We start from the raw sequence: 12688 nt of genomic DNA, 5'->3' as shown, positions 1-12688 counted from the left end.
GACCCGAGTGGGGTCGTCATGGTGCTGAGCGTGGCGTCCGGCTACAGCCCGGATTACCTGCTGAAGGAGGTCGCGACCGGTCGGGAGAACTACTACACCGGCGCGGTCACCGAGGGCGAGCCCCCGGGGCGATGGTGGGGCGCCGGCGCCGAGAAGCTCGGCCTCACGGGGCTGGTGGAGGCGCAGGACATGCGCGCGGTCTACGAGCGGTTCCTCGACCCGCGCGCCGAGGGGTTCAGCGACCCCGAGAAGTGGGACGACGTCGACACGCTCGGGCACGCCGGCCGCAAGTACAAGACCGAGGAGCAGCTGTACGCCGCCGCCGTTGAACGCGAACCGAACGCCACCGGTGAACGGCTCGCTGAACTCCGTACAGAGGCCGGGAAGAAGGCGCGGCACAACGTCGCCTTCTTCGACCTCACGTTCAACGTCCAGAAGTCGGTGACCCTCGTTCATACGGCATTCGAGGCGCAGGAGACCGCCGCACGGAACGTCGGTGACGAGGAGACCGCGGCGGCGTGGGCACAGTTCCGGACCGCGGTGGAGGACGCGATCTGGGCCGGGAACAACGCCGGGCTGGCGTACTTCGCGGAGAAGGCCGGCTACACCCGCACCGGGCACCACGGCGGCGAGGCCGGCCGGTGGGCCGACGCCCACGGCTGGACCGTCGCGAGCTTCCTGCAACACGACTCGCGCGAGCACGATCCGCACCTGCACATCCACAACGCGTTGCTCAACCGCGTGGAGGACCCCGACGGGGTGTGGCTGACCATCGACGGCCAGTCGCTGTACCGGTGGCGCCCGGCCGCGGCCGCCGTCGCCGAACGCACGATGGAGGAACACCTGAGCCACGCGCTCGGGGTGCTGGTCGCCACCCGGCCGGACGGGAAGGCCCGGGAGATCGTCGGCGTCGTGCAGGAGGCGATGGACCTGATCTCGACCCGACGCCACCAGGTGACCGCGAAGACCCAGGAACTCGTCGACGCCTACGAGCAGCGCTACGGCCGCGCGCCGAACGGTCTGCAGCGCGAACGGCTCGCCCAGCAGGCCACCCTGTCGACCCGGGCGGCGAAGTCGCACATCGGGGAATCCCGCAACGAGCTGCTGGACCGGATCGACGAACGCATCCGCGCCGACATCGACGGCGGACTGGCAGGGGTCGCGCACACCGTGCTCGGCGCCCGCCCCGACGCGGTGGCCGCGCAGGAGTGGTCACCGCAGGCGGTGATCGAGGTCGCGCTCGAACAGGTCCAGTCCGCGAAGGCCGGCTGGACCAAGGCCGACCTGACCAGCGCGATCAACACAGCGCTGCCCGACCACCTGGGCATCACCGACGGGCGCGACATCGGGCAGCTGCTCGACTCGCTCACCGACAAGGCGCTGGACTACGCGACGACGCTCGACCAGGCGCGGCCCGGCGACGAGCTGCTGCCCGCCGAGCTGCGCCTGGACAACGGCGACTCCTCCTACCAGGCGCCGGGATCGCGGCTCTACGCCACGCCGGAGCACGTCCGCACCGAACGCGCCCTCGTCGCGGCCACCGCATCCGGCGGGGCCGCGGCGCTGCCACACCCGGTCGCGGACCGGTTCCTGCGCTCCCTGGCCGAGTCCGGGATCGACCTCGGACCCGACCAGGCCGCCGCCGTGCGCGGCGTGCTCACCTCCGGCGCCCGCGTCGAGACCCTGGTCGGGCCGGCCGGGACCGGCAAGTCGTTCGTCGTCGGCACCATCGCGCGGGCCTGGAGCGACGCCGACGTGCCGGAGAGCGGCGCGCGGAGGGTGTTCGGGCTGGCCACCTCCCAGATCGCGACCGAGGTCCTCAAGTCCGAGGGCCTCGACGCGAGCAACGTCGCGGCGTGGCTCGCCGCGCAGCGCCGCCTCGCAGCCGGTGCCGGTGCCGCCGGCCCGCGCCCGATCGACGCCGACCAGGCGTGGCGGCTTGGTGCCGGGGATCTGGTCGTGGTCGACGAGTCCGCGATGACCGACACCGCCGCGCTCGCCGCGATCCACAGCCACGTCGACAGGGCGGGCGCGAAGCTGCTGCTCGTGGGCGATCACCGTCAGCTGGCCGCGGTCGGCGCCGGCGGCGCGATGGACCTCGTCGCCGCGAGCGGCGCCCGCTACGAACTCGCCGAAGCCCGCCGGTTCAACCAGGAGTGGGAACGCGGCGCCTCGCTGCGGCTGCGCGACGGCGACGAATCGGTGCTGCGCGAGTACCACCAGCACGGCCGGCTGCTCGACTCCGGCACCCGCGACGAAGCGGAGGCGTCCGCCGCGGCCGCGTGGCTGGGCGACACCCTCGCCGGCCGCCGCTCGCTGCTGGTCGTCGACACCAACGAGCAGGCCGCGCGCGTGTCGTCCGCGATCCGCGCGGAGCTGGTCCGGCTGGGCCAGGTCCAGGAGTACGGCGTGCAGCTGGGGTTGCAGGGCACCTACGCCGGCGTGGGCGATCTCGTCGAGGCCCGCAAGCTCGACTGGACCCTCGCCGGGTACGAGGGCAACCCGCGCGGGGCGATCAACCGCGAGCACTACCGCGTGCAGGCGGTCCGCCCCGACGGCGGGCTCGAGGTCGCCGTCATCACCGGCCGCACCCCCAATGGCGACGTGCTCGGCGAGCGGCTCGTCCTCCCGCCTGCCTACGTCGCAGGGCACCTCGCGCTCGGCTACGCCTCCACCGTCCATGCCGCGCAGGGCGGCACCGTCGACACCACCCACACGATCATCTCCGGCCGCACCGGCCCGGCCGGGCTGTACGTCGGGATGTCGCGCGGCCGCGACGCGAACACCGCGCACGTCGTCACCCGCTCCACCGTCGACGACCCGGCCCGCGGCGACGAACGCCACGAGCTGCACCGCGACCCGATCGCTGTGCTCGCCGGCCAGCTCTCGGACCGCGACCCGCTCAGCACCCGATCCGCGGTGGCGATCGCCGAGGAGTCCACCGCCGTCGCCGGTTCGGCGCAGACGGCGGGGGAGCGACTCGCTGACGCCGCGCACATCGCGGCCACTGCCCGCACCGTCGGCTGGCTCGACCAGCTCACCGCAGCCGGGCACCTCTCACCCGACCAGCGGGCCCGGATCGCTGCCGAGGACGGCGCCCCGTCGCTGGCACGGGTCCTGCGCCGCGCCGAGCTCGCCGGGCAGGACCCGCACCAGCTGCTCCTCGACGCCGTCGCCGAGCGATCGCTAACCGGCGCGAAGAACACCACGAACGTCCTGCACGCCCGGATCACCGACGGCAACACCCGCCGCTTCGACCCGGTCGGCACCGCGTGGGCGGACTGGACGCCACGCACCGGTGACCAAGAGTGGGACACCTACCTCGACACGCTCGCCGCCGCAGCGGACCAGCGAACCGCCGAGCTGGGCCGCGTCGCAGCGAAGGACGCGACCGCGTGGGCGGTCGAGGCGCTCGGCGCGGTGCCCGACGACCCGCGCGAGCGCGAGAACTGGCAGCAGCGCGCCGGAGCGATCGCGGCCTACCGCGAACTGCGCGGCCACGACGACCCCGCCGACGCGCTCGGTCCGGCTCCCGCGCCCGGGCAGGTCGAGGCCTACGCCGCCTACCGCAACGCCTGGCGCGCTGCTGGCGGTCCGGACATCGACCGTGCCGAGCACGAGATGTCGGACGGGTTGCACCGCATGCGGATCATCGCCTGGGAACGCGAGAAGGCGTGGGGGCCGCGCTACGTCGGCAACGAACTCGCCGGCACCCACCAGGCCGCCGACCAGCACCGCCGCACCGCTGCGCTACGCACCGCCGAAGCCGAAATCGCTACCGACCCGGCCGAGCGGCACCGGCTGCAGACCGAAGCCGCCCAAGCCGCCGCGCTCGCCACGACCCTCGACGCCCGAGTCATCGAACTGGAGGGTCTTGACGACGCCCGCGCCGCATTCCTGGCGCACAGCGCGGCAACCCGCGCCAACGCCGAGATCTCGGCCTTCATCCTCGCCGATCGGCACGCCGACGAGGAGCCCGAGCAGCGGGTCACCGCGCAGGAATGGCTGGAGGCTGACAACGCTGCCCGCGCCGCTGAGGACGGGCACCGGGACATCACCGAACTCGACCTCGAACCCGATCGTCATGCTGTGCGCGTCGACGACCGGGAGTCGCAGGTCGCGACCGCCGTGCCCGACATCCGCGAGGTAGCCGCTGCCGAGCCGCGTCAGACCCGCGAGGACGTCGTCCGTGAGGCGAGTGCCCAGGACACAGCCGACTCGATCGCCCGTGCCCGCCGCTCGCTCGCCGAGATCGAGGCCCGCCAGGTGCTCGACGCCCATACCAACGAGGACGAACGCTCCACCGAGCTGACCCGATGGGCCGTCGATGATGCCGACCTCGCCGAACACATCGACCAGGACCAGGCCGCCGTGCTCGAGCCGGCGGAGTACACCGGCTAATGGTCAGCCTGTAGGTATCGCCCGGCGACGATCGCCCGGGACCTCGGGTCCGGCGGCGAGCTGGGCGATCTCCCGCAGATGACAGCGGTACGCCTCACGGTCCACCATCGAGATGCGGGCGCCCTCGCCGTCCCGCACTGGCGCCAGCAGCGCCGGGTCGTCGACGACGCCGAGCAGCCAGCCGAACGCAACTCGCACCCCGTGGCAGTAGTGGCGCTCGTACTCGCTCGCGATCCGCGTGGCCCACTCCTCGACCGGCATCCGGTCGCCGACGGCGATCGCGTGCCCGTCCCACCACGCTGGGCCCGGATAGGTCTCGCCCTCCGCGATCGCCGAGGCGACCCGCATGTCCCCGCGGGCCGCGGCCTCCGTGGGTAACCCGCGGAGGATCAGCGGTCCACGCGTCTTCTCGCCCAGCCAGCCGCCCAACCAGTCCAGACAGGCCCACGCCCCTAACACCTCCGGCGACTTTGTCCGCCCGTACAGCCTCAGGAGGAAGCCCTCCATGCGCACGACCGCCGGTCGCGGCGGTCGTACCCACTCCGGCACCGTGCTCAGCATCCTCATGGGCACCAGTGTGCGCCCGACCACCGACAGCATTCGTCCGCGCGACCGGCCGCGGGCTCCGCCCGCGAGCCGGGCGAGCAGCCGGAGCTGGCTGGGAGCTGCGGCGGCCCCTCGGCCGAAATCGTCCACGTCGCGCCGGCGGCGTCAAGGGCGCCTACGGCGTCGCTCCGCGATTTGCACCCTTGACCCCGCCGGCGCGACGAGCAGAGCGGCCAGGACGAGGGGGCCGGGGAGGACTGGCCGCACAATAACGAGCGCGACGTACGCATGTCGAGGTGCGCTCTCGTAGCGGCCGCAATCGAGCAGCGGCACTTCCCGGGAGCGAAGTTCTTGTGGTTGAATGGTTCATGTCTTCGTCAGCGGAGTCGTCGTCTGCATTTGAGCACGGTCGGCAGGGTTGTCGTGCATGCTTCGGAGATTCGGATCTTCCCTGGAACAGTGAAGTGACGAAGGAGTTCGTGGTCGGTAAGAAGCATTGGCGTCTGCGGGCAAACCCCGGCTACTGGGGTTCATCGGCTCCCGATATTCTCGTGCTTGGCTTCTCCAAGGGGCCGAACCAGGACAAGAAGATCGCCGATGGTGCCAGGTTCGAGGACATCCCGTTCGCTGAGATGCGTAACGACCTGCGGAGATTGCTTGCAGCTGCGGGCCTCGTCGATTCCAATTTGGACATCGACTCCCTCTTCTTGTCGACCGAACCGCACTTCGGCTTCGCATCGTTGGTCCGATGCTCGGTTTCAATATGGGGCAAGAATAGTCGAAAGCAACTTGACTGGATCGGCACGGGTGGAAATGTTATTGGTCAGACCATCGCTGCTGCGCCCGCCTTCGTAACCGAATGCGTCGCCCGGCACCTGAAGGCTGGACTTCCAGAGTCGGTGAAGCTGGTTGTCATGCTGGGCTCAGCGAAGGAGAACGTCCGGAATATCATGATGGTGTTGGACGGGAAGCCCTTCAACTCAGGCCCAGCGATCCACTACGCCTACCGGGCGCTGGGCCGCACGGTCGTTCATCTGCCGCACCCCGCTGGCGGCAACCGAGACAGCATCAAGGCGTTCTGTGACGGTACGAGTGAGATCCCGCGGGATGAGGGCACACTCGAATGTCGACGGCAGGTGCTACCCGCGATCATCGCCGCGTTGGGATGAGGCCCGTGAGCGGCCAGGTAGTCGCTGCCGAAGTGGGGGCGAGGAGCGCGACCGCGAGATGGCGGATGCGGCAGGCTGGCCAACCATGTCGTTAGCAGAGATGCAGATCTCAATCAGTCTCTCCGATATCGTGACCTGGGCGCCGATTGCGATAAGCGTACTTGCATTGTATTACAGCAGGAAAGCCTTCCGGTATCAGGTTGTTCAGAAGCGTCGCGAGCACGTAGCTATCGTGAACCTTCGATACTTAGTGGCGAGTGACTCGGAGACCCGATGGCGCACCTCCGACTCGTCACCTGGCGTTGTGATAAGTAATCCGGCCGAGGCCCCTCTTAATATGGCAGATCTAAGATACTATGACAGGAGATTCGGGCGATTTCAAGACAACATAGTCCTGCGAGGTATTCGCCAACACACTCAGAGGTACGCTGGCATAGGAAACATGCTGGCGGAGCGTCGCGAGGCTGAGCGTAGAGTAGTCGAAATCCTGATAGATCGCCACCGAGCCCGGCAGGATCTCCCACTTACCGAGCGAGTCTTCGACAAGTTCCTCTACTTGGTATTCGACAGCTATTATTCATTTCGTAATCGGCTGTCGCAGTTCAAGATGCGAAACATTTTCCGACCCACTCGGATGCGCGGCAAACGCGGACGTCTAGTTGTAGCTGAGATGTTTCTAATGGACGAGGCCGGTGAGGAGTGGTATGTCAATATCGAGCGGGAAAGACTCAGGGTTCCTCGTAGCGTTCTGCCTCGATTCCTGTTCATGACAGCCTATCGCCTCCGATTGATCGGCTACCCCTTCTGGTTAGATTGGGGTTGGAGTCGATGGGTCGGCTATAGTTTGTGGTTCATGAATCTTGTCCTCATAAGTGATCACTACGTCAACGGGGGCCGGCTTCTCGCCGACGGTCTATCCATGATGTCCGCGACACCCAGTTGAAACTAGTGCTACGAGAGGTGTAGTGCATAAGCCGTAGAAACCGACGCAGCATTTCGTCCGGTTCCTCCATTCGATCGATCGATTGCCCGATCCCGCGAAGGCTCCCCTGAACTGTCAATGCAGGTAGGGACGCTGGGCGACGCAGCGAGCTTCACACTCGAGCGGTCTCCGGATCGAGCGCGCCGTCGCTGATCGAGCCGCTAACCTTGAGTATGTGCGGATCGCGGTGATCGGGGGTGGGGTCGTCGGCATGGCCACGCTGGCGGCGTCGGTGGGCGCTGGTCACGCCACCATCTGCTACGAGCCCGGGCCGGTCATGGGCGAACGTTCGGCAGGCTCGACGCGCATTTTCCGGGTCGCCCATTCTGACTCGCAGCTGGTGCGGGCCGCACGAACAGCTCGGGACGCATTCGAGCGATGGAGCGGCCTCGCCGGCCCCCCGATGTTGGTCAACAGGGGATGCGTCATCACGGGTACCGACGTGGCCGATCGAGCCGCGGCGATGGCCGCGGCGGGAGCGGACTATGAGCTGATCGATGCCGGATCCGACCAGTTGCGCATCCCGGTGGTCGACGCACCCGCGGTGACACTTCTCGACGTCGGGGGCGGGGTCGTGAACGTTAATACTGCAACGGCACTTCGGCGTGTCGTGAGAGGCTGATGCCTGTCCGGCGGTGATGATCACCGCGTGGTGGATCTTGCTGGGTGGGTCGCGTCGTTGGATGCGGTAGTAGAGCTGATCGCGGGCCGGTTCGGTCGGGTCGAGCCGCGGCGGCGGGTCGGTGCGTATCTCCGTGGGCTGCTCGCCGGGTCTGGAGCGCAAGAACGGTTGGACGTTGGCCGAGCATGCCGGTGCGGTGTCCCCGGACGGGATGCAGCGGCTGTTGCGTACTGCGGAGTGGGATGTCGACGGGGTGCGTGATGACCTGCGCGGATACGTGCTCGACGAGCTCGGGGACTCGTCCGGGGTGTGGATCGTCGATGACACCGGGTTCATCAAGAAGGGTGTGCGGTCGGCCGGGGTGCAGCGGCAGTACACCGGCACCAGCGGGAAGATCGACAACTGTCAGCTCGGGGTGTTCCTCGCCTACGGTTCCGCGCGCGGTCGGGCGCTGGTGGACCGCGAGTTGTATCTGCCGAGGTCGTGGACCGAGAACCGTGATCGGTGCGCGGGCGCCGGTGTCCCGGCCGAGGTGGAGTTCGCGACCAAGCCGCAGCTCGCGTTGGACATGTTGGCTCGCGCGTACGATGCCGGGGTCCTTCACGGGTGGGTTACCGCGGACGAGGCGTTCGGGCAGAACCGGAGCTTCCGGGCCTGGTTGGCCGCCCGGGGGGTGCCGTTCGTGCTGGCCACCCGCAGCGACGACCTGTTGACCTGCCCCGACGGGCGCCGCCACGCCGCCACCGACCTCGCCGCGCTGGCCGGGGCAGGCGCGTGGGAGCGACGCTCGGCCGGTCCGGGTGCGCACGGTGAACGGCTCTACGACTGGGCCGTCCTCACGCTGACCGCGACCGCGAAGACCGACGGACTCCCCGACGGGTGGGGTCACTGGCTACTGGTGCGCCGCCAGATCGACCCGGAACCAGGCAAGGATCCTGAGCTGGCGTTCTACCGCTGCGCCGGCCCCGCAGCGACGCCGGTGCCGGAGCTGATCCGGGTCGCCGCGGCCCGCTGGGCGATCGAGGAGTGCTTCCAGACCGCGAAGAACGAGGCCGGTCTGGATCACTACCAGGTTCGCGGCTACCGAGCCTGGTACGCCCACATCACCCTGGCGATGCTCGCCGCCGCCTACCTCGCCGCCACCCGCGCCCAAGAGGCCAAAAAGGGGGACCTGGACCCGGTCACGACGGCCTGATCCCGTTGAGCAGCAACGAGATCCGCCACCTGCTCGCCAAACTCGTCCTCGCCCCCGTCGTCTGCGTGAGGAGCGCGATCCACTGGTCGAACTGGCGCCGAGGCCGCCAATACGAGGCCCGCGTCTGTCACTACCGCCGTCGCGGCCACCGTCCTCCGTGACCCGAACTGCCGTTGCAGTATTAACGCTTTACGCGATCACCTCACCGCCAAGGCCGGTCGTGCGGTCATCCACGAGCCGGTGTTCGCGCTCGGGATCTCGGCGGCCGGCACCGCGGTCGTCACGAGTGCCGGTGGCGTGGCGGAGTTCGATGCCGTCGTCCTGGCGGCCGGGGCAAGCACGTCGCATCTCGCGGCACAGGTCGGCATCTACACGCCGCCGCTGCTCGCGCACCACGTCCGGTTCACGTTCGCCGTCGACGGGTCGGGGTGGCAGTCGTGGATCGACAAGCCGGCGGATGGGCTGAGCACGTATCAGCACGAGGCCGGCCCGGGCCGGTGGGCCGTTGGGGGGCAGGTCGACGCGGTCGAGGTCGCGTGGGAGCGGGGGCGTGAGTCGGCCGTAGCTGCGTCCCGGCGAGTGATCGCCGACTACGCGGCTCGCTTCCTTACCGTGCGGCCGGAGATCGTCGACAGCCTGTACTGCACGACCGTCCCGAACCTGGGTGACGGTGTCGAGTTCCGGCGCAACGGCCCGATCCTCGCCGTGTACGGCGACAACCTGATGAAGTTCGCCCCGGTGCTCGGCGAGGCGCTCGCGGAGGCGGCGGTGTCGGGGACGACGCCCTCCGTCGCGTCACTGGCCCAAGATCGAACATGACACGGTTCGTGACACGAAATCGGGCCACCCAGCGACGTCGACGACGCTCCTGAAGCATCGCCTGCGAGCATCGACGCAGGTGAGAGCTGTAGGGCGCTGCTCCGAGTTCCCTCATAACCCGTCAGGTCGTCGGTTCGAACCCGACTCGCCCCACTTTGCGCTGCTCAGCGTGTTGCTGTGCGTCCGAGACTCATATCCCAGCCGGGACTGGCAGGACGTGTGTTCACCCAGCCGCGACGGTCTCCCCGCAGGTGTCGGGAGAGCTGCCGGTGATCGGTGGCGGTCGTGTTGAGGCTGGTCGTGTGGGAGGTAGTCACTACGCTGGCGTCATGAGTGCCGAGCGGGACGAGCTGCGGGACCTGGTCGAGCAGCTGCCGGAGGAGGACCTACCGGCAGCACTGGCTGACGTCCGTCGGCACGCGCGTCGGTCAAGTCCCGGGGCGTGGTGTTTGAGCGGCGTTCGGGTGATCTTCTGTAGTTGTCAGGCGCTGAGTGCGGGGATGTCGCTGGTGGGGACCTCCTCAGGGGTCGCGGCGGGGTCGGGGACAGTGGTGAGGCGGGCGCGTTTGAGGACCTCGAGTCCGAGGTAGCGGCGGCCCTCGATCCACTCGTCGTGCTGCTCGGCGAGCACAGCACCGACGAGGCGGATCAGGGCGTCCCGGTTGGGGAAGATCCCGACCACGTCGGTCCGGCGGCGGATCTCCCGGTTGAGTCGCTCCTGGGGGTTGTTGGACCAGATCTGGCGCCAGATCTCCTTCGGGAAGCCGGTGAACGCGAGCACGTCCGCCCGTGCCGCGTCGAGGTGGGCGGCCACCTTCGGCAGCTTCTCGGTGAGGGTGTCGAGCATCCGGTCGAACTGCACGTGCACGCTCGCGGTGTCGGGCTGGTCATAGACCGAGTGCAGCAGCGCCCGCACCCACGGCCAGGACGCTTTCGGGGTCGCAGACATCAGGTTCGCCGCGTAGTGGGTGCGGCACCGCTGCCAGGCCGCTCCGGGCAGGGTGGCCCCGATCGCCGCGACCAGCCCGGCGTGCGCGTCGCTGGTCACCAGCGCGACCCCGCTCAGGCCGCGCGCGGTCAGGTCGCGGAAGAACGCCAGCCAGCCGGCGCCGTCCTCACCGGAGGTGACCTGCAGGCCGAGGATCTCCCGGTGCCCATCAGCGTTCACCCCGGTCGCGACCAAGGCGTGCACGTTGACCACCCGCCCGCCCTCACGGACCTTGAGCACGAGCGCGTCCGCAGCCACGAAGGTGTAGGGGCCCTGATCGAGCGGGCGGGACCGGAACTCGCTCACCTGGGCGTCGAGCTCGGCGGCCATCACACTGACCTGTGACTTCGACAACCTCGTGATCCCGAGGGCGTCGACGAGCTTCTCCATCCGTCGGGTGGACACCCCGAGCAGGTAGCAGGTCGCGACCACGGTCGTGAGTGCACGTTCGGCGCGGCGGCGCCGTTCCAGCAGCCAGTCCGGGAAGTAGTTTCCTTCGCGCAGCTTCGGGATCGCCACGTCCAGGGTGCCGGCGCGGGTATCGAACTCGCGGTGGCGGTAGCCGTTGCGCACGTTGGTGCGTTCCGGGCTGGACTCGCCGTAGGGGGCGCCGCAGACCGCATCGGCCTCCGCGGACATCAGGGTGTTCATGAACGTGGTCAACATCGATCGGAGCAGATCCGGCGACGCGGACCCCAGCTGCTCGTGCAGGAACCGGGACGGGTCGATACTGGACGGAGCGGTCATCGCGTGGTTCTCCTGTCGGACTGTGGTAGGTCTTCAAGAAGATCACGCGGTGGCCGCCCTACTCGTCTACGCCACGCCCCTCACCTGCGGGGCCTGCCGTACACCACTCTGATGGACGCCACTCGCGCGTCCGGCGCGCGAGCGTCGGTGGCCCCCGGCGTTCTTCGGCGCCGGTCGCGCGGAGCGCAGCGACGTGGCTGACCGGACGGACGAGATCCTGCGCGAGGGCTTCGGCCGCCCGGCGTGATCGTTTGCGATACCGGTCCGATCGTTGCCGCGGCACTTCAGGGTGACGATCGCTACCACGAGTGCGTCGAGCTGTTCAGCGGGCTTCATCTCGCCGGCCATGCACTGCTGGTCCCGGGGACCGTTGTCGCGGAGGTCGGGTACATGCTCGCGCGCGAGTCCGGCGCGGAGGTGGAGGCGCTGTTCTTGACGGCGGTGGCCGACGGGGACTTCGAGCTGGTCGACCTCACGACGGCGGACCTGCGCCGTGCTGCCCAGCTGGTGCGGACGTACGCCGACATGCCGTTGGGCACCACGGACGCGACGGTCATCGCCGTCGCGGAGCGTCTGGGTGTGCGCGAGGTGGCGACTCTGGATCGCCGCCGCTTCAGTGTCGTGCGGCCGGGCCACGTCGAGGCGTTCACGCTGCTTCCGGCGTGATTGGGTCGGTTCGGTCCGACCGCTGTCGTTCACCCTCCGGTGGAGTCGCGGCGCAGGATGTCTCCGGATCGCTCGGCCAGATCGTGCTCCGCCGAGAGAGTGCCTGTGCTGGTGAATTGTCGGGGCGCCGGAGGCTCTGGCTCGGCGAGGTTGGCGAGGAGGATCTCCTTCAGCGCGGGAAGCCGCGTCTCGGGGACCGCGTCGTGGAGTCGATGCAGGTCTTCCCTGTTGGTCACGCGATCAGTGTTGCACCACGGGGGAGAGTCATCAGCCGCTGATGGTGGGTGCCGCGCGAGCGGCCGTGCATGAGGTGGTGGCCGCGTTGCGGTCATGATCAGCCCCACGGGAATCCCCACGCTTACTCCGTCGAACCGTGGCTGAGCGCCGAACTCCGTTGATGATCGACTCGGTCAGTGGCCAGCATGAACGACCTCGGCCGATCACACGCACGGTGGTTGATCGGGGAGCCGCCGGGTCGTCGGTTCGAACCCGACTCGCCCCACCACCTCTACCAGCGCAAACAGGGTTCGATGTCTCGGTGGCGCGGGCCCGT

The 12688-nt window shown here is 68.9% G+C and carries 8 protein-coding genes and 1 pseudogene; 6 read left to right on the top strand and 3 right to left on the bottom strand.

Annotation, left to right across the window (positions count from 1 at the left end; translation table 11 throughout):
* Nucleotides 1–30 precede the first annotated feature (30 nt).
* A complete protein-coding gene (mobF, locus tag Q1K26_RS12495) occupies nucleotides 31–4401 on the top strand; it encodes a MobF family relaxase (RefSeq protein ID WP_300010938.1) in 4371 nt (1456 codons plus the stop codon).
* A gap of 3 nt (nucleotides 4402–4404) precedes the next feature.
* Here the strand turns inward: mobF and Q1K26_RS12490 are convergent, their stop codons facing one another.
* A complete protein-coding gene (locus tag Q1K26_RS12490; RefSeq protein WP_300010935.1) occupies nucleotides 4405–4968 on the bottom strand; it encodes a hypothetical protein in 564 nt (187 codons plus the stop codon).
* A gap of 443 nt (nucleotides 4969–5411) precedes the next feature.
* Between Q1K26_RS12490 and Q1K26_RS12485 the strand changes: the two genes are divergently transcribed.
* From Q1K26_RS12485 to Q1K26_RS12470, 4 genes and pseudogenes are all read left to right on the top strand, one after another.
* Nucleotides 5412–6116, top strand: a complete 705-nt coding sequence (locus Q1K26_RS12485; protein ID WP_300010932.1) for a hypothetical protein — start codon at nucleotides 5412–5414, stop codon at nucleotides 6114–6116.
* 1157 nt (nucleotides 6117–7273) lie between these two features.
* Nucleotides 7274–7720 (top strand): FAD-dependent oxidoreductase, encoded by a 447-nt coding sequence (locus tag Q1K26_RS12480; RefSeq protein ID WP_300010929.1) that lies wholly within the window; start codon nucleotides 7274–7276, stop codon nucleotides 7718–7720.
* A 30-nt stretch (nucleotides 7721–7750) separates the two neighbouring features.
* Nucleotides 7751–8915, top strand: a pseudogene (locus Q1K26_RS12475) (IS701 family transposase).
* A 240-nt stretch (nucleotides 8916–9155) separates the two neighbouring features.
* Complete coding sequence (locus tag Q1K26_RS12470; protein ID WP_300010926.1) at nucleotides 9156–9734, top strand: hypothetical protein; 579 nt, start codon at nucleotides 9156–9158, stop codon at nucleotides 9732–9734.
* A gap of 481 nt (nucleotides 9735–10215) precedes the next feature.
* Here the strand turns inward: Q1K26_RS12470 and Q1K26_RS12465 are convergent, their stop codons facing one another.
* Entirely contained in the window at nucleotides 10216–11469 is a 1254-nt protein-coding gene (locus Q1K26_RS12465; RefSeq protein WP_300010922.1) for an IS256 family transposase, read from the bottom strand.
* Nucleotides 11470–11712: 243 nt separating this feature from the next.
* Here Q1K26_RS12465 and Q1K26_RS12460 point away from each other — a divergent pair, with 243 nt between their 5' ends.
* Nucleotides 11713–12135 carry a PIN domain-containing protein gene (locus Q1K26_RS12460; RefSeq protein WP_300010919.1) on the top strand — a complete coding sequence of 141 codons (423 nt, stop codon included), beginning with the start codon at nucleotides 11713–11715 and terminating at the stop codon, nucleotides 12133–12135.
* A 29-nt stretch (nucleotides 12136–12164) separates the two neighbouring features.
* Here the strand turns inward: Q1K26_RS12460 and Q1K26_RS12455 are convergent, their stop codons facing one another.
* Nucleotides 12165–12371, bottom strand: a complete 207-nt coding sequence (locus tag Q1K26_RS12455) for a hypothetical protein (protein WP_300010916.1) — start codon at nucleotides 12369–12371, stop codon at nucleotides 12165–12167.
* Nucleotides 12372–12688 lie beyond the last annotated feature (317 nt).

The sequence above is a fragment of the Pseudonocardia sp. genome, from assembly GCF_029263155.1.
Taxonomy (GTDB): Bacteria; Actinomycetota; Actinomycetes; order Mycobacteriales; family Pseudonocardiaceae; genus Pseudonocardia.
Note: the sequence above shows the minus strand (reverse complement) of the source record. Positions and strands in the feature narration are given on the sequence as shown.

Coding starts and splice junctions, on each gene's coding strand:
- Q1K26_RS12490 (WP_300010935.1), bottom strand. CDS start 4,968: ATGAGGATGCTGAGCACGGTGCCGGAGTGGGTACGACCGCCGCGACCG.
- Q1K26_RS12465 (WP_300010922.1), bottom strand. CDS start 11,469: ATGACCGCTCCGTCCAGTATCGACCCGTCCCGGTTCCTGCACGAGCAG.